The sequence below is a fragment of the Brevibacillus nitrificans genome, assembly GCF_003710965.1.
GTDB classification, from domain to species: Bacteria; Bacillota; Bacilli; order Brevibacillales; family Brevibacillaceae; genus Brevibacillus; species Brevibacillus centrosporus.
In genome coordinates this window covers 1,041,131-1,058,731 of record NZ_RHHU01000003.1, presented here as the reverse complement: position 1 = coordinate 1,058,731, position 17,601 = coordinate 1,041,131, and the positions used below count along the sequence as shown (strand labels likewise).

11 protein-coding genes are annotated in these 17,601 nt (G+C 50.2%); 7 read left to right on the top strand and 4 right to left on the bottom strand.

From position 1 onward, the window contains the following. Positions 1–137: 137 nt before the first annotated feature. The 4 genes from EDM59_RS06765 to EDM59_RS06750 all read right to left on the bottom strand — a co-directional run bounded on the left by EDM59_RS06765 (position 138) and on the right by EDM59_RS06750 (position 8,630). Positions 138–2,996, bottom strand: coding sequence for a DEAD/DEAH box helicase (locus EDM59_RS06765; protein ID WP_122922899.1), 2,859 nt, complete (start codon positions 2,994–2,996; stop codon positions 138–140). Then, the gene (locus tag EDM59_RS06760) at positions 2,993–4,597 is read right to left on the bottom strand and encodes an SWIM zinc finger family protein (protein ID WP_122922898.1); all 1,605 of its coding nucleotides are present in this window, start codon (positions 4,595–4,597) and stop codon (positions 2,993–2,995) included. The genes EDM59_RS06765 and EDM59_RS06760 overlap by 4 nt, the downstream gene beginning before the upstream one ends. A 76-nt stretch (positions 4,598–4,673) precedes the next feature. Continuing rightward, positions 4,674–5,717 carry a DUF4855 domain-containing protein gene (locus EDM59_RS06755; RefSeq protein ID WP_122922897.1) on the bottom strand — a complete coding sequence of 348 codons (1,044 nt, stop codon included), beginning with the start codon at positions 5,715–5,717 and terminating at the stop codon, positions 4,674–4,676. A gap of 201 nt (positions 5,718–5,918) precedes the next feature. Further along, on the bottom strand, positions 5,919–8,630 hold the full coding sequence (locus EDM59_RS06750; protein WP_148040825.1) for a BMQ_0737 family morphogenetic spore coat protein: 2,712 nt from the start codon (positions 8,628–8,630) through the stop codon (positions 5,919–5,921). 107 nt (positions 8,631–8,737) lie between these two features. Here EDM59_RS06750 and pfkB point away from each other — a divergent pair, with 107 nt between their 5' ends. The 7 genes from pfkB to pcp all read left to right on the top strand — a co-directional run bounded on the left by pfkB (position 8,738) and on the right by pcp (position 17,570). Next, positions 8,738–9,649, top strand: a complete 912-nt coding sequence (pfkB, locus tag EDM59_RS06745) for a 1-phosphofructokinase (protein ID WP_122922895.1) — start codon at positions 8,738–8,740, stop codon at positions 9,647–9,649. 142 nt (positions 9,650–9,791) lie between these two features. Next, positions 9,792–10,673: a YitT family protein gene (locus EDM59_RS06740; RefSeq protein ID WP_122923404.1), complete on the top strand. Its 882-nt coding sequence runs from the start codon at positions 9,792–9,794 to the stop codon at positions 10,671–10,673. A gap of 199 nt (positions 10,674–10,872) precedes the next feature. Next, the gene (locus EDM59_RS06735) at positions 10,873–14,349 is read left to right on the top strand and encodes a M14 family metallopeptidase (RefSeq protein ID WP_122922894.1); all 3,477 of its coding nucleotides are present in this window, start codon (positions 10,873–10,875) and stop codon (positions 14,347–14,349) included. Between the two features lie 39 nt (positions 14,350–14,388). Then, the gene (locus EDM59_RS06730) at positions 14,389–15,087 is read left to right on the top strand and encodes a DUF969 domain-containing protein (RefSeq protein ID WP_122922893.1); all 699 of its coding nucleotides are present in this window, start codon (positions 14,389–14,391) and stop codon (positions 15,085–15,087) included. A gap of 3 nt (positions 15,088–15,090) precedes the next feature. After that, the gene (locus tag EDM59_RS06725; protein WP_122922892.1) at positions 15,091–16,044 is read left to right on the top strand and encodes a DUF979 domain-containing protein; all 954 of its coding nucleotides are present in this window, start codon (positions 15,091–15,093) and stop codon (positions 16,042–16,044) included. Between the two features lie 85 nt (positions 16,045–16,129). Further along, positions 16,130–16,894, top strand: a complete 765-nt coding sequence (locus EDM59_RS06720) for an IclR family transcriptional regulator (RefSeq protein WP_122922891.1) — start codon at positions 16,130–16,132, stop codon at positions 16,892–16,894. Positions 16,895–16,922: 28 nt separating this feature from the next. Continuing rightward, positions 16,923–17,570: a pyroglutamyl-peptidase I gene (gene pcp, locus EDM59_RS06715; RefSeq protein ID WP_122922890.1), complete on the top strand. Its 648-nt coding sequence runs from the start codon at positions 16,923–16,925 to the stop codon at positions 17,568–17,570. The last annotated feature ends 31 nt before the right edge of the window (positions 17,571–17,601 follow it).

The following is a 17,601-nucleotide window of genomic DNA, read 5'->3' as shown; positions in this document are numbered from 1 at the left end:
AGGGGGAGATTCGTAGTGCTTTCGGATGGCATCGAGCAGACGTTGCCAAGCGTCCGGTAATTTGGGTGGCTGCTTGGAGGAGTCCACTTTGGATGGAAGCACTCCTTTTTTGTCCTTTTGGTCTTCCATTCGCGTCTCTATCCTTTCGTATCGAGCCATTCATGGCGCAGCGCAAACAGCTCGCGAAGCTCTGAGGTCGACAGCTCCGTAATCCAGGATTCACCTGTACCGACGATTTGTTGACTAAGGGAGAGCTTTCTTTCCATCATCTCATCGATGCGCTCCTCGATGGTTCCGAGCGAAATGAATTTATACACTTGCACATTTCGTCGTTGGCCGATTCGATGGGCACGGTCGGTTGCCTGGTTCTCGACGGCAGGATTCCACCAACGGTCGTAGTGAATGACGTGGTTGGCTTCGGTCAAGTTCAGACCGGTTCCTCCTGCACGCAAAGAGAGGATGAAGATGGCGCCGCGCTCTTGATCAGGCAACGCTTCATTTTGGAAGCGGGCGATCATGTCGTCCCGCATTTCCTTTTTGGTCGATCCATTCAAAAAGAAGACAGGACCATAGCCCTCTCGAGTCAGCACACGCTGCAGCATGTTGCCCATCTCGATATATTGCGTAAAGATCAGGCAGCGCTCGCCCTTTTGCCGGATATCCCCGACTAGCTCCAGGAGCCGCTCTAGCTTATGGGAACGGCTCGCTTCCTCACTCGTCGCGATTTCGTTGAGGATGAGAGCAGGGTGATCACAAAGCTGCTTCAGCCGGGAGAGAGTCGTGAGGATGAGCCCGCGCCGCTCCATCGGACTCGTATTTTCCATCCGGGCAAACATCTCCTGGATGGCTGTTTCATAAAGCGCCCCTTGTTCTGCAGTGAGAGGGACGTACTCTTTCCCCTCGTTCTTTTCTGGCAGATCCAGCTGAATGCTAGGGTCGGTTTTCACCCGGCGGAGCAAAAAGGGCTGAATCAGTCGTTGAACTTGCTGTATCAGGCTCTGATCCTGGTCCCTCTCGATTGGGTGTACGTATCGCCGGGCGAAGTCACCCAAGCTCCCCAAATACCCGGGGTTTAGGAAGTCAAAAATGGACCACAGCTCGCTCAAACGGTTTTCGATAGGGGTGCCTGTCAAAGCAATCCGATGCCAAGCCTGCAAATCACGTACAGCCGATGCTTGCTTGGTATATGCATTCTTGATGTTCTGGGCCTCATCCAGACAAATGGCATTCCAGGTGATGGAGGAGAGCTCTTTGTCATCCAGATGGGACAGGGCATAGGAGGTGATGACCAGATCTGCCCCTTCAATAGCAGGCAAGAAGTCTTCCTTTTTCAGACGGTTGTTGCCGTAATGGACAAAGACCTTCAGGGAAGGGGCAAAACGCTCCAGCTCTTTTTGCCAGTTGCCGATGACCGAAGTCGGACAGATCAAGAGGGAAGGGGTGTCCGATACGCCATTTTGCTTTAGCTGCAGCAAATAGGTAATAAACTGTACGGTTTTCCCCAACCCCATGTCGTCCGCCAAACAAGCGCCTAGTCCGAAGCGGCGCAGGAAAAGCAGCCAGGAGCTGCCTTCCAGCTGGTATTTGCGCAGTGTGCCGCGGAAGGTGGACGGTTGCTCGAGGATCGGAATTTGCTTCGTCTCTTGCAGCTGGTGCATGAGCTGCAGCAAGTGTTGATTCAACTCGACTTCCATCGTCAGCGAATAGCCGTCTAGCTCGTCATCATCGAGCAAATCGTCTTCCTGCTCCTCGGGTGCAGTCAGATGCATTTTCATGACATCGCGAAACGTCAGGGCATTCTTGCCTTTTGATTTCTTTAAGGTCTCTTGCAGCTGCAAAAAGAGATCCGGGGTGAGCTGCACCCAATGTCCGCGTATTTTGAGCAGCCGCTGCTTCTGCTTGATCAGCTGCTCAAACTCTTCTTCACTCAGCTCGATCGGACCTAAGGCGAGCTTCCACTCGAATTCCATCACTTGCGAAATTCCTAAAAACGATTGTCTGCTCGCCCCGACTGAGGAGGTGACCTTGGCTTTCAGCTTCGGTCTGACCCTGCGCGCCTGTTCCCACCAAGCAGGCAAGAAGACATGAATGCCTGCTTGCACAAGCAGCAAGCTGCTGGCGGTCAAAAAAATCCACGCTTGCTCATTGGAAAGGCGTGAAAGCAAGAGGGGCTCCGCACTGGAGGGAGTCTCCCAAGGCAATATCTCCTGGCATTTGTGAAGATCGTGCAGGAACCTCTCCCAGTGCTCGACCCATTCCTCAGGGATATCCGCGCGAGAATAGCCATGTGGAGCATCAAGATCCCGTTCGATTAAGAACAGGCGGTCCGGTTCTTCGCGGTCCTGCAGATAGACGGAGAGCTGCCAATCCGAAAAGCTGTCCTCGGCCTCCACCAAGCGCAGACATGTACGAAAAGGAGTCAGATCCGGGAGCCAGCCGATGGATTGCAGCCATTCCTTTTCTTCCAAATGTGGCGAAAGATCACTGCCCATGACCATAAGCGCCGGAAACTGAGTCAATAATTGATCCCAGGCGAGTCCGACCTCACCCCGTGATAGAAGCGCTTCTTCCAGGGCAAGTGTTAGCCAATTCCGGCAAAGTCCCGAAATGTCTTCGGGAGCATCGATCATTTTCCATCCGTAGCGGCCCATCTTCCATTGCTCAAAATCAGGGGAGATGGCACCAGCAGCAAGTGCTTGCTGAATGACACGCGCCATTTCCTGATAAGACGTAAACGTATGATCGAGTTCATAGGTCATGTGCTGCAGCCAGGCAGGAGAGGCAAAAAAGGACAGGGCTTCGGACGGACTCAGGAGCAAGCCGTACTCGTTTTTTTCCAGAAAGGTTCCGTAGAACGATTTCTCATCCCAAGCAAACAAGGTACTGCCGAGTGTCTCTGGGTCGATTCGTTCTCCGTGTGGTCCAGATCCAGTGATCAAAAAACGCCCGTCTGCCATAATCTCTGCGGCGAGCACCAGCGTAGTGACGATGGTCATAAGTTCAGATTTCCTCTCCTTAGCTCCTCCTGGAAGGCGCGCAAACGATTGTGCTTCGTAGACAGTTGCTCGACAAATTGCACCCAGCGTGCTTCCTGATCCGCTTTGCTAAAGGCAGCTCTGGCCTTCTTTAACAGCTTGATAGCCTCTTTATAGGCTGGTCGGTTTCGTTCGCCGATCAGCCGATTGATTTCTCGTACATACAGAGGGAAGAGCAGAGAAGGCTGCCTGTCTTCCACTTCTTTAAATGGAGTTGCCAAAACCTCTGTCAATGGCACGTGATAGGACATCTGCAAATCGATCCACTGCCGAAACTGCTGTTGATCAAATAAGTAGGACGAATACTCATGGAAGCTGCTAGGCAAAAAGAGCTTCAAACTCTCTCCGCACTCACTCGCCCTGCCGACGCGCTCCATCGCTTCCTGCCAGATGGCCATCACAAGCTGGTAGTTCTGGGGATCCGCTTGGCCGATGAGGGACTGCAGCCAATCCGTCCAAGTCAAAAAGCGCTGCCAATCCTCATTTCGAGCGAACATTTTCAAATAGGGCAGATAAAAGGAAAGCGTGAGTCTACTGTTGGCAATCCATGTCTCTTTGGCAGCTTTATCCTTGCCTGCCATGACATAAAAATGAGCACGCAGCAGCTTGTAAATTTCCTGCTCGGATGGGGTGGCCGAAGTATGGTGAAGCAGCCGTTCTAGATCCTCGACCTCCGCTTGTATCCATTCCGGTACCTGCAGCAGGTGCCACCAAAGAAGCTGGTAGGCAAAGGTCCAGTAAAGAGCCGTCGATTCTGTTTTCTTCATTTTTTTGACGATCTGCATGGTCTCTTCCAGTAAATCCCGATGCTTTGCGTGTAGCTCCTCCACATCCAGGTAAAACAAAGTGCCTTCCAGCTGCTCAACCAAGCGTTCAGCAGTTTGGGATAAGTCTTGGAACCAGTACGACTGCCGATTCGTTTTGACGAACTCCTGCAGCTTCAGGAGGTGAAAGACGATGGCGTGCACCGTAAATAGCTGCGCACGGGCAGTTGACCAGCCAGCAGCGACACTCAGGACATTTTGATAGCTGGACATAAGCTCCGAGGAAGCCCGATACGTTTCCATCGCAGAGGGGAGGTTGCGTGTCCAGCTTTCCAAAAACGTCCACCAATCGCGTACAGGACTGCCTGGCGTCAGCGGGGACTGCACAGCTGCTGTACCTTCCTGAGCGGTCACCTGGTTACTATTTCGAAAGGTAGGAACGAGCATGGCAGGGGAAAATCTCGCTCGTCGCGGCTGTTGGGCACGGGACAGGTATTGGCGTGGATTTTCGAAAACGCTATACATCTGAAAGAACGTCGCTGCAATATGCTTGCACAGCCGACTGTACGGGCAGGTACAGGTACTGTTCTGGACATCCTCGAGATCCAGTACGACATGGTATACCTGCGTGCCTTGTACATCGCTGGTCAATAGCGTTTCCTTTTCGACGCGGGTGTTGAATACCACGCCATCCGAAAAGTAGGAGTATCCACGCTCCATGATCGGCCCTTCCGCAAAAACGAGGAGCTGCTCGCCTGCCTGCACTGCTTGTTCCCGTGTCAGTTCTCTTTGCAACATCTGGTTTGATCCTCCGCACGAAGTGTCATCCCTCCATTATAACCCAAACAGCGGGGAATGGAAAAAGGAAGAACCTCTAGCAATCCGTAAATCCGTTCAAAAAGGCAAAAATCTGGTTATAAAGAGGATCATTCGATTGATAGAGACTGACCATGGCTTGCTTTCTTCCATTTTTGCCAAAAAACCAGCCACCCGTATACCAGGCAAGAGGAGATTCAAACTGATAAGGGCCGAAGTATCTCCCATCCTCATCCGTGCCACCTGTAGCTCCAAGCCGTAAGTAATCCTGCAGCTTTTCTCTTTTCGCCTGATCGTACGTGACGGCCAGATCAAACTCGATCTCGAAGCCCATGCCATTTTCGTAAGCAGAGGCAGCAGCTTTTGAAATGCTTCGCTGTGGATTGAAATAAGCATTGGGCTGCAGAAAAGCGAGATCAAAACCCAAAGTGCTCCATTCGTTCCAGCCGTTTGCGAGCTGGTAAGGAATCCAGATCGACTTCAGCTGACAACCGTCTACCTGGAGGGAGTGAATCTGTTGGTTTACCTCTTTGATGACGAAGCGATCGTCGAAAGCTCCTCCGTGTTCATACAGGCTCTCCTGTAGCCAATAGAATCCTTTCAGGTGCAAGCAGCATTTCAGGGGACTGCTTTCCCACTTCGACAGAAACAGGCAGATCCATTCGACGACGGCTTGTACGCGCAAAAGGTCATTGGTAAAAACCTGTGGATTCGGGTAGGGGAGCGCTATCCAGACATTTGTCGTAGAGAGGGCGGATCGATGGACAGCCTGGCAAAGTGCGTCCAGATTCCGATCACACAAGAACAGCTCATCTAGGTAACGAACCCACTCCGCCCAATTGGCAGGAGACTTTTCATTGCGTGTCAAAAAGCGCCCTTCGCCTGACTCATTGAGAATTCCAAGGGCAAGGAACAGGAAGTCGGTAAACATCGTACCGTCCACACACCCTGTTTGCGCATCCACGTGGGTCAAGAGCGGGAGAAAATCAGTCGTTTCCCAAAATTGGTAATGGGGCGTTCCATCCGTACCAATACTGTAGCCCGCATACGTGAGGAACAACTGATCAATGAGCCCTTCTTCCAGAGAGGGATAGGGAGACAAGAGTCACCACCGCTTTCCAAAAAGGATCGGTTCTAGAAATCACGGTTTATGTATATGAAGAAGCGGGTGGAGCTATCCCAAAGGGGAGAAACGTTGCGAATAGAGTTAAAAAAGCTCAGCAATCGGTAAATATTGTGCAAGCCACTCATCTTGAGAAAAATGCCCTCTGTTTTGAGGGCATTTTTTCCTATTCAAATAAAATTAGCGAAAGGAAGAAAGAGAAGGTAGACAAGCAAAGAAAGGAGTTGGCGAAGGGACAGGAAGGCTATTGGAGCGAGGTGAGCAGAAATTCGCTAAGACTTCTAAGTGTACAGAGACTTCTACCTGGATTTCTGCACATAGCAGTACTTCCAAAGGCACCATTCCTCCGAGCAGAACATTCCCGATGGGTCTACATTCGAGAGCGAGGATTTGGCAAAAGATATTGTGCTCATCTAGAGGTTCAGGCAGGCAAAGGACGATCTCATGTTCGATCTGCACGGTTGAATCAAAAACGCATCGAAACGCATCTTCACCTATAATGGTCACTTCGAGGTTGGAACTGAATAGGAACTGCACAACACCTATTCTGATCGCTGTTCCATTTACCAGGATTGTTTCACGCCGAATACCTATGACACGACATAGGGGGAGCTCCTCAGTCTCCTGACAGGAAATAGAGATAGGTATACCGGAGGAAACAGCTTCATTTACCAGCTCCTGGCAGTTTTCTGGAATCGACACGTTATTTCGGTATTGATTCGTAAGGAACACCCAGTCATATATTTTGGGGACATGAATGCACTCGGGCTGCAAGTTATTCGGCGCTGGTGTTGGTACGGGTGTAGTCGTGCAGGACTCAGGTACGTAAACGTAGACAGGCGGATAGGGCAGGAATCGTTCTGTTTCAGCTTCGATCCAGCTCACGAAGGCATCGAGATTCGTTGGGATATCCGGAATGCCGACTGCGTTGCTTGATTCCACACCATTATTAGCCGTGATTCGGAGGGAAAGGATTGCCTTGTAGTATCGATTTTCTTGTTGGGCTGCATCTTCCGGGGACCAGATATCTCCTACTGAAAAACTAACGATATAGCGGTCCTCCTCCACATTGACAGTTACCAGTCCTTCAGCTGGTTGAAAAACAATCGGACTGTCAGGCGTATGAACGAAAGCTACTTGGATGGAGGCTAAGCTAAGCTGGAAAGTGCCGTCGTTAATGGGTAGTGAGGGAGTGGGACGACGAGGAATCATGTCAGTAATGACAATGTCCTCGGTAAGCGTATAGACTTCTCGTGTGAATTCGAGCATCTGATCACGTAGAGCGTTTTGAGCATCATTAATATCTCGTGGAACGATAAAGGCGATCCCCGAAGAGGCGACTTTATCCAGATATTCAGGTAGCAAGATGGCGGAACCAATCCCGATGCTGTCAATGACAATACCGTTCGCACGTGCCGTTTCCGCCGCGTCAATCATGAATTTTTTGGCTTCGTTGCTGGCATAGATATTTCGTGAGGTTTGTTCGTAATAGTCAATTAGACGCGTTTGAGGTATTTTTTGGTCCGTAGCAAAGATCATTAGCTCCGTATCCGAATTATCAAACGTCACGGTATTGAGGGATTGGCCAATGATACTTTGGGAGTAAAAAGGATCTACGTAGACAGGTTGGAGCGGAATGCCAGTTGGCGATTGAGAAAATTGCCAAATGCCGCCAGACTTTGCGAAGAACGGGCTTTTCTCGTAGTAGAAGTAATTGGCGGTAAACCCAATCAAACCATTCGACCAATAGTAGCCATTGAGAGCGATTGGATCGAGAAAATTAGGGTTGCTCGGGACACGAGTGATATTATCCGCATTTCTCCCATCAAAGTTGTGCCATTCACCCGCAAAAGGATTGATGACCAAGCTGGATGTAGCATCTTCAAAGAACTCGTTACTTCGGCTAAAGGCACGGAGTTTAAGACGGACGGACTGTAAAGCGGTGAAGGTCGCCGGATCATAGTTGCTGGGGTCGATTCCTTCCTGGATGAGATCTGCATCTGTTACCTGTGCAAAAATGCCATTGTATACAGCAAATAGAAGAGAGTTTTCCTGGACGAATGTAGCGGAGTTAATGCGCGTGGGGATGTTCGCTTGATTATAGTAAGCATAAAAATTCGAGGAAGCTGCACTTTCTCCATCCGTAATCAATATAATTAGTTTGTGGGCATTTTGCGGAACGCCGTTCAATAGATCTGTAGCCAGCAATAACCCGGATTGGACATTGGTGTTGCTGTAGCGACTGATGTTATCGACCATCTGAAGGACGCTTGCCTCGTCTTGATAGAAGAATTCTGTTTTGTTCGAGACACTTTGAAAGTTGAGCAGAGCTGTTTGGGCTTGGGTGGGATCGTACGAGTTGGCCCCAATATAGAAATCCTCGACGACACCCATACCACCCGCAGAGATCGTGGAAGGGGATGGGTTTACAAGACCGCTGAACTTACCCTGTCCATCTGCTTTCGTGACGTGTACTCTCGCGCCATTTCCAAAAGTGACGAGTGCAAGGTGCTTCTCAATGGATGCATATTCCGCTGAAAAAATGACGTTCAGGAACTCGTGAATGGCTTCTTCTGCAACTTGATAACGAGTGGCTGTATTATTGTTCATGTCCATCGTTCCCATAGAGGCTGTGGAGTCGACAACCAGCACCAGGTAGAGCGGTGAACCTGAGAGACCCGAGAGACCTTCCGCTGATAGGAAAAGATCGAAGGAGCAGGAATCAGCAGAGACTGCCTGTTTTTCGATGTGTAGGGCTATGGCTGAATCCTCCTTTCGAAAATAGCGTTCTCTCCAAACTGTAGGTGGGCAAGTTGTTACATTCCATTTTATGTGCCCTGTAGGGAAAAGGAAGGGCGTTTGTACAAATCCGAAAAAATAGGTTCTGTTCAAAATTGGACGAGCTCCGTTTGTCAAGCATTTTTCACGCGAATAAAAGAAAGAGAATCGCCTGAAGAATAGAGTTTGGATACATAATCCAAGTGAAAAGTGGTGAGCGCATGATTTATACCGTTACCTTGAATGCTTCGATCGACTACCATGTATGGCTTCAAGCACTGACTCAAAACAGTATCCACGAAGCGCAAAAAGAGTGGAAATCAGCAGGTGGAAAAGGGATCAACGTCTCGAAAGTTCTGCGAAATCTTGGGCAGCCGAGCGTAGCTCTTGGCTTTGCAGGGGGCTTTACGGGGGCATTTATTCGCCAGGAGCTCGAGCGGGAAGGGATTGTTCACCAGCTCCTTTCGATCGCAGAAGATTCGCGAATCAATATCAAAATCAAGGCGGGGACAGAAACAGACATAAGCGGCGTGTCGCCTTCTATCCCAAGCGAAGCCCAAGGCCAGCTCCTAGCCCAGCTCGAGCTCCTGGCGCATGGGGATGTGCTTGTACTCGCAGGGAGTGTTCCTGCAAGCATGCCTGCAGATTTCTACGGTACGATCTTGCAACGCCTGCGTTCGCGAGGTGTACGCGTGATTCTCGATGCGAAAGGAAAGGCGCTTGCCCATGCTTTGCCAGAGAGACCTTTTTTCATCAAGCCCAACCAGCACGAGCTTGGAGAACTTTTTGGAGTGCAGGTTTCGACTCGCGAGGAAGCCGTACATTACGCAAAAAAGGCGATGGAAATAGGGGCAAGCAACGTGATTGTGACTCTGGGAGGGAACGGAGCAGTGTTCGTGAGTCCAGAGACGGAGCTGGTCGCACAGTTTCCGAAACAACAGGCAGTCAATTCCATAGGTGCTGGAGACTCGGTAGTCGCAGGGTTCTTGTATGGAGTTTCACACCAGTGGGAAATCAAGGACGCCTTTCGTTTTGCTGTGGCGGCAGGCTGTTCGACTGCGATTTCAGAAGGATTTTGCACACGTGAGAGCATCGATGCCATTCTACCCCAAATTACAGTCATAGAGTGTTAAGTGAGTAGAAAGAAGGCCACATAAAGCTCTCTTCTACGTAAAAGTAAGCTTTTCGAGTCAGCCTCCCTTTGGCGGGGCTGGCTATTTTTTTTGCGCTTGGTGGGAATGATGAAGCTATAGAAAGAGGGGAAGGATGGTGCAAATGGTAGGTACTGTTATCGGTACGACACACAAAAAGACGAAAAAGAGAAGAATCCTCACGAGAGCGTTCATTATATTCGTAGGTGCTTTGCTTGTATCAGTCGGACTGGAAATTTTCCTCGTCCCCAACAACATTATCGATGGCGGGGTAACAGGACTCTCCATTATGCTGTCTCATTTGACAGGACTGAAGTTGGGGCTCTTTTTATTTCTCTTAAATCTTCCATTTTTAATTATTGGCTATAAGCAAATCGGAAAAACGTTTGCCATCTCGACGTTATTCGGAGTCGCGGTGATGTCTGTAGGTACCTTTCTTTTGCTGCCGGTACCGAGCTTGACACATGATCTGCTCCTTTCTGCGGTTTTTGGCGGCATTATCGTGGGGATCGGGGTAGGTTTGGTGATTCGGGCAGGAGGTTCACTAGATGGCACCGAGATCGTCGCGATTCTTTTAACCAAGAAAAGCCCGTTTTCCGTAGGCGAAGTCGTCATGTTTTTTAACATTTTCATCCTGGGCAGCGCTGGTTTTATTTTCGGGTGGGATCGGGCGATGTACTCCCTGATTGCCTATTATATTGCCTACAAAATGATTGATTTGACGATGGTCGGTCTTGAGCAGTCCCGATCTGTTTATATCATCAGCGACAGTCCCGACGAGATAGGTGACGCTCTAGGTGCGCGATTAGGGCGAGGGATTACCTACTTGAGCGGAGAAGGCGGGTATTCCGGCGAGGATAAAAAAGTCATCTTTTGTGTCATTACCCGATTGGAGGAAGCCAAATTAAAATCGATCGTGGAGGAAATCGACCCTTCTGCCTTCTTGGCGATTGGTCATATTCACGATGTGTCGGGTGGAAGATTTAAGAAGAAAAACATTCATTAAGCGCATGAAATGGGCCTTCCCTTGCTACAGAAACATACGTCTGAAGGCAAGGGTATCGAAAAATGATTATTTTTTCAGAACGTTGTAAATCCACTGTTGATTTTTAAGCTTTATGAATTTATGATAAATCTATTAAAAATGAAATATTCATTCCGAAATTCGGAACATCAAATAATAGGGTCAAGTAGGATGGTGAAATATGCGTACAAGCACGATATGGAGCAGCGACGGCATCTTTTTTTCGATGAACGGCAACGTATCTCCGAAAGGAATCCGGAATCGGATTACCGTCCCTGCGCAACGATCAACCTGGGAAGCAGCAGCTATGGTGGAGCTGGCGGGAAGAATCGGTCTTCATTTGCCCGATTTGCCGCTTCCTGTTTACGAGAATCTGTTTGCAGAGGATCGACTCGACTCTCATTCGGCGGGGGAGATGCCAGCGGACCAGCGCCATTTCCACCTCATTCTCGGCCATGAATGGAACTGGCTGACCGATATCCTGGGAGACCGAATCCACGCGCTAGAGCCCTATCACCAGAACGAGCAGCTGGAAAATGGAATTCTACAGGTGATTCCAGAAGAAGAGGGTACGATTCTGGTTGTAACGGGAACGTCACCCCAGATGACGCTTCATGCAGCTCGCGCTTTGGTTGCCGAGTCATTCGATTACAAAAGTCTCCTGCAAAACGGTCATGTGCTGCTAGCAGCAAAGCAGGGGAGCGGCCCGAGCGAAGCTAGACCAGAAAATAGACGGCAGCCGTCCTTGTACTCCTTGCATAACCTCTTTACGACAGAAGGAATCTATCAAAGAAAAGAGGGAGAGTTCCTCCCGACACTCGATGTCAGCTTGTCTGTGAACCGAGCCGCTCAGGAAGAAACCGTTGCGTTTATTGAGCTGGGAGCAAGACTCGCTCAGGCAGCCGGAGCGGTATGCTTCCCCTTGACTCATACTCGTGGAGAGACAGCGGCTTCAGAGCGCTTTGTCGTGGAGATCGATACTGCCGTAGGAGAAAAGGGAAACCAGCAGAAGCTTCAGCTGAGCAATCAAAAGCGTTCACTCAAACTGATCAGTCACTCAGATTATCTCGTCGCTTTTACGCGAGAGATTCTCGATGAGGGATTGGAGCCTCTTGATTCCTGGAAGAAGGACACATGGCGGCAAAGATTTTCACAGCTGAAAAGCAGCAGTTCTGATGTAGCGATACGTGCGCAGCTAGGAATGCAAGCGTTTACCCATCATCTGGCTGACGAAATACAAACCCTGCACGTACCAGAGCACCTCTTTTCTCCTGTTGAATTGTGGCAAAGCTATGTGGGGGATAGGGAGAAGGACAGATCAGTTTCTCTCCAGATGGAAAAGGAACAGCCAATTTGGGCAGCGGAGTGGAAAGACGCTGGTGAACTGGAAGAGATTCAAGCGTATTTGCTCGAGCAAATCGAAAAGCTGCAAGCGGGCATAAATCCAGTCGGGTCGCTAGAGCTGGAAGTCACGACCACTTGCAGTGAACCGACCTTTCGCGAATGGTCACAGCAGCTTCAGTCCAAAATCCACGAACAATGGGGACTGCTCTTGCGATTTGTTTACAGGGATGCCAACAAGTCGGGTCTAAACTGGGCGGTGCAGGAGGTTTTGCCGCAAATCAAAGAGCTTGCCGGGATCGATCGTGTCGAGCTTCGAGCGCGCGCTTTCCAGCCTGGCGAAAAACATCTGGATTTGGTCCATCGGTTTTTGCAGGAGCTGTATCCGTTTGATTCGATTTTGGCGAATGCTTTGGCTCTCTCCCTTGAGCGAATCTCATTGAAGCTGATGGAGGATGAAGCTGCCCCGATGTTCAGTGTAGCTGCCTTTGACCAGAGTGGGCGTGAGATAGAGGCGTGGCGATGGGAAGGCTGGGTGGAAAGTCTGCCTTACATGCCTGGACAACCAAAGAAGGGGAACGTAATAATCCCTTTCGCAGGTATTCGTATTTACGAAGGAGCGACAGGCTACGAAATCGCTAGCCAGTCTTTTCCTACCAACCCGTATCGTTTCTGGAAATGGTATCAAGCTTCTGTCCTCCCGCAAGTCTTGGAACAGGTAGGAAGCAACCCGGGTGTTCCTAAGTTTTCCAGGCTTGAATGCCACGTAGGGATGGATGCAGTAGAGAAGAAATTGCCGCATCTGGAAGAGAACAGCTCTGTATTGGAAGCTTTGCACGAGGACATTTACTTTTATACGCTGCATGCCATGCATGATCATGGAAAAAGAGTAGGGGATCCGGAATGGGACGCACCGGGGGGCATCCTCCCGTACATGCACGTAGAACCAGGAGCGAAGCCATGGGCAAGCGTAGCGCTTTATGCGTTTCCTTCCGATCACCGGGTCTGGTATACCAATCATGAGCAGCAACGAGAGGTAATCCATCCCCTCGCTCCCGAGCTTTTTGCGGAGGCGCGCATCACGGAGCGGACTTCTGTTGATGGTCGTTTGGCGTTTTCGTTTGAGGGGGGTGGCGAGCCTCGTTTGGAAAAAGAATGTGGGGATTGGCTCGCTGCAGCAGCATGTTCTGCGCAGCCTATCCTACAGAACGCCCCGAATTTGCAAGAGAAGAAATCCATCTGGGAGGACGTTTTCGTCAACGAAGATGTGCAAGGCTGGCTAGACGAGAGAGTAGGACACATCCCAGGCAGTGTGACCCCGATTGACTTTTCTTTGAACGGAAGCTGGATTTGGCTGGTCGAGCTGTTCGCTCAGGGGAAAGCTGCCAAGGCATCCTCCCGCCAAGAAAAGCACGGGCTGTATAAGCCAACCTTTTTTATCAATGCGAGACATCATGCGAATGAAGTGTCGAGCACGAACGCTGCTCTGCAAATGATCGAGAAGCTTGCGGCTGATCCTGCGCTGCTCGAATCAGTCAATCTGGTCATCGTCCCTTTGGAAAATGTGGATGGAGCTGCATTGCATGCAGAGATGGCGAAGGAAAATCCATGCTGGAAGCTGCATGCCGCGCGTTATAACGCGTGCGGGCTCGAATTTGCCAAGTATCGTTTCCAGGAAGGCGTCTCTTTTGGCGAAAGCCGTGTCTACCCGAAAGTGTGGGAGCGATGGGCTCCAGACATTGTATTGGATGATCACGGGATTCCATCTCATGAGTGGATTCAGCCATTTAGCGGGTACAACAGTCCGCCGCGTTTTCCGGTCTCGTATTGGATCCCGAGTGCGCGTATGTACACGATCTGGCGGGAGTTGACGGAAGCTACCCATGAACAGCGGATCGCCTATGAATCCCTCCGTTCGTATCTGACAGCAAGGCTCGATGAAGATCAGGAAATAGCCGCGGACAACAAGAGCTGGCTGCAGACCTACAGGCGATGGGGAAATGATTTTGACAACGTGCATTTTCCGATTGAATTGTCCAATGGCAGCATCGCTTATACACGGGACAGCCCGATCAATCGCAGCTCGCATGATCTCATCGAAAGGTTCCCGGAGTGGGTTACCGCCGATTTGATGACAGAGGTGAATGACGAAACGGTCTATGGGAAAGAGCTAGCCGCATGCCGCCATGCTCATCATGTTGTGCACCAGTCAATCGCAGACTGGATGAAAGACAGGCCCATCGAAGTTCGTGTTTGCCAGGAAAAATGGGCAGACGGCGTGACTCGGATCGGTCTTCAACGCACCAGACCCTTGTAGGAAAAACCACATCCAACATCGTTTGAAGGGAGTTTTAGTATGGTTCTGATTGGCGTTGCGATTGTTATCATCGGCTTCATTGTGCGTTTAAATCCACTTTTGGTAGTTACGGTAGCAGGTCTTGTCACAGGGCTTGTTGCCCAGCAATCTCTTTTTGACATCATTGAGCAGTTTGGAAAAGCCTTTACCACCAACCGGTACATGGCGATTTTTATCGCTACGCTACCAGTCATCGGTTTGCTGGAGCGCTATGGCCTTCGTGAACAAGCCGAGTCGGTTGTGGCCAAGATCAAGGCGGCGACAGCGGGCAGAATCATCAACGTGTATTTCTTTATTCGCGAAGTAGCAGCCGTATTCGGACTGACGTCTATCGGTGGACATGCGCAAATGGTTCGGCCGTTGGTAGCACCGATGGCGGAAGGGGCGGCAGAAGCCAAGTACGGGAAGGATCTTCCCGATGACGTGCGTCAAAATATCCGTGCACACTCTGCAGCAGCAGACAATATCGGTGTGTTTTTCGGAGAAGATGTCTTTATCGCGATTGGCGCCATCTTGCTGATGAAAGGCTTTTTCGACCAGAACAACATTCCGTCCGATCCGCTCCAGATGGCCATGTGGGCGATTCCTACCGCGATTGCGGCCCTCATCGTTCACAGTATCCGTTTGAATATGCTGGACCGCTCGTTGGATCGCAGATTTGGGCACAAGCAGAATAAATCCGCAGGAAAGGGGGAATAAGCTTTGTTTCTTTCGATTGAAGCAGTCTACATTTTTCTAGGAATCATTACATTGCTCGGAAGCTTGTATACCTTCCGCGATCAGAAAAATCCAAGACGCGTGACGTCAGGACTCTTCTATTTTCTATATGGGATCAGCTTGCTGCTCGGCAGCGTCATTCCCCCGTTTGTCATGGGACTTCTCGTGATCGTCATGGTCATTATCGTGGGCGCCGGCGGCTTGAAAGTAGGGAGCTATGGCGAAGCGAGTGGGGAAGAGCGTCAGCAGAACCGCAAGCGATTGGGCAACTGGCTGTTTCTGCCTGCCCTGCTGATTCCGGTTATTACGATCCTCGGTACCACTGGTATGAAAGATGTGAAAATCGGTGAGTGGTTCATACTGGATCAAAAGAACATTACGTTGGTGTCACTGGCTCTGGCTACGTTGATCTCCTTGATTGTCGGAGTGGTGATGACGAAAAGCCGTCCGATGACTCCGATTAAAGAATCCCGTCGTTTGCTGGAAGCCATCGGTTGGGCAGCAGTACTCCCGCAGATGCTGGCAACACTGGGAACCATCTTCACCAGTGCAGGTGTGGGGAAAGTCGTCTCGGATTTGGTCAGCACCATTATTCCGACACATTCCTTGTTCTGGGTCGTATTCGCTTATTGTGTAGGGATGGCTTTGTTTACGATGATTATGGGCAACGCGTTTGCAGCCTTTCCGGTGATGACGGCAGGGATCGCTGTCCCGCTCTTGATTGGTCAATTCGGGGTGGATGCCAACCATTTGGCAGCGATTGGGATGTTTGCGGGATATTGCGGGACTCTGATGACGCCGATGGCAGCGAACTTCAACATCGTGCCGGCAGCTCTACTTGACTTAAAAGACAAAAACCATGTCATTCGTGTCCAAGTGCCTACTGCCCTGATTCTCTTATGCTTTAACATCGCGCTGCTGTACTTTATTTCGCTGTAAGCAGGCAAAGCCAAGTTCTCTAAACTTCAAACAAATGATAAAATATGGACAAACAGTACCTGAACACGGGGGATAAGAAGAGTCCATGATTCAGAACAAAAACAAGACGGTCGTCAAATCGATGGAGCTGCTCAACCTGTTCATTGAGCACTCCCGATTGAGCCTAAATGAAATGGTAGAGCTGTCAGGGATTCCGAAAACGTCCATTCATCGGATGGTAGGCTCCTTGGAGGGGATGGATTTTCTGCAAAAAGGTGAGGACGGCAAATACTCGCTCGGACTGTTGTTCCTGCAGTTTGGTCAGCTGGTCGCAGAACGGTTGGACATTCGTCAAATCGCCTTGCCAGCCATGACGAAGCTGCGAGATCAAGTAGAAGAGGCTGTGAATCTGATTATCCGAGACGGGAAGGAAGCCATCTACATCGAGAAGCTGGATACGAATCACCCCGTTCGGCTCTACACCAAGATCGGCAGGAGATCTCCTTTGTATGCAGGAGCATGCTCGAGAATCATCCTCTCTTATATAGAAGAGAAAGAACGTGAGCGGTATTTGCAGGAAACGGAGCTGCTTCCCATCGGCCATGGAACCATTACGGATAAAGAGCGGTTACGGCAAGAGCTGGAGCTGGCTCGCGAAAAGGGCTATACCATCAGTTACTCGGAGCTTGAGAATGATACGGTATCGATTGCAGCTCCGATTTTTGATCACACTGGCCGTTTAGTAGCTGGCATCAGCATTGCGGGTCCACAGGTGAGGTTTGAGAAGGAGCGAATTCCGGACCTGATTGGGCATCTGTTGAAAGCATCGGAAGAGATCTCACGAGAACTGGGATGGCGAGGCGCCAAATAAGGACAGCCATCCGGGAAGGGGACCAGTCATGAAAACGATACTTGTCACCGGATTTGATCCGTTTGGAGGCGAATCGATTAATCCCGCCTGGGAATCAGTCAAGTGCCTAACGGAGTCTCAATCCTCGGACTACAAAGTAGAGGTGCGGCAAATTCCCACTGTTTTTGATAAATCGCTGGAGCATTTGTATGCAGCAATCGAGGAAACACGCCCCGATATTGTTTTCTGTATCGGGCAGGCTGGAGGAAGAACAGACCTCACCGTTGAGCGGATCGCAATCAATGTCAATGATGCACGCATCCCCGACAATGAAGGCAATCAGCCGATTGACACAGCCGTGGTAGAGGGAGGTCCGGTGGCGTATTGGTCGAACCTCCCCATTAAAGCGATCGTAAAGAGGCTGCGGGAAAACGGGGTTCCCGCGTCGATCTCACAAACGGCAGGCACCTTTGTATGCAATCACCTGTTCTATGGATTGATGCATAGGATCGCAACTACGAATCCTTCCATCCGAGGAGGATTCATCCATATTCCGTATTTGCCAGAGCAGGCAGCGAGGCTGGCAGGTCAACCGAGCATGGCCGTTGAAACCATTGTAAAAGGGCTGCGTATTGCTATGGAAGCGGCATTGGCCCATGAAGAAGATATCACGATGATGGGTGGGCAAATTAGTTAATCAAGAGGAGGGAATCTCCTCTTTTCCTTTA

Bases quoted from the DNA above. Each gene is read 5' to 3' on its own strand.
- EDM59_RS06765 (WP_122922899.1), bottom strand. From the start codon at position 2,996: ATGACCATCGTCACTACGCTGGTGCTCGCCGCAGAGATTATGGCAGAC.
- EDM59_RS06760 (WP_122922898.1), bottom strand. From the start codon at position 4,597: ATGTTGCAAAGAGAACTGACACGGGAACAAGCAGTGCAGGCAGGCGAG.
- pfkB (WP_122922895.1), top strand. From the start codon at position 8,738: ATGATTTATACCGTTACCTTGAATGCTTCGATCGACTACCATGTATGG.
- EDM59_RS06740 (WP_122923404.1), top strand. From the start codon at position 9,792: ATGGTAGGTACTGTTATCGGTACGACACACAAAAAGACGAAAAAGAGA.
- EDM59_RS06735 (WP_122922894.1), top strand. From the start codon at position 10,873: ATGCGTACAAGCACGATATGGAGCAGCGACGGCATCTTTTTTTCGATG.
- EDM59_RS06730 (WP_122922893.1), top strand. From the start codon at position 14,389: ATGGTTCTGATTGGCGTTGCGATTGTTATCATCGGCTTCATTGTGCGT.
- EDM59_RS06720 (WP_122922891.1), top strand. From the start codon at position 16,130: ATGATTCAGAACAAAAACAAGACGGTCGTCAAATCGATGGAGCTGCTC.
- pcp (WP_122922890.1), top strand. From the start codon at position 16,923: ATGAAAACGATACTTGTCACCGGATTTGATCCGTTTGGAGGCGAATCG.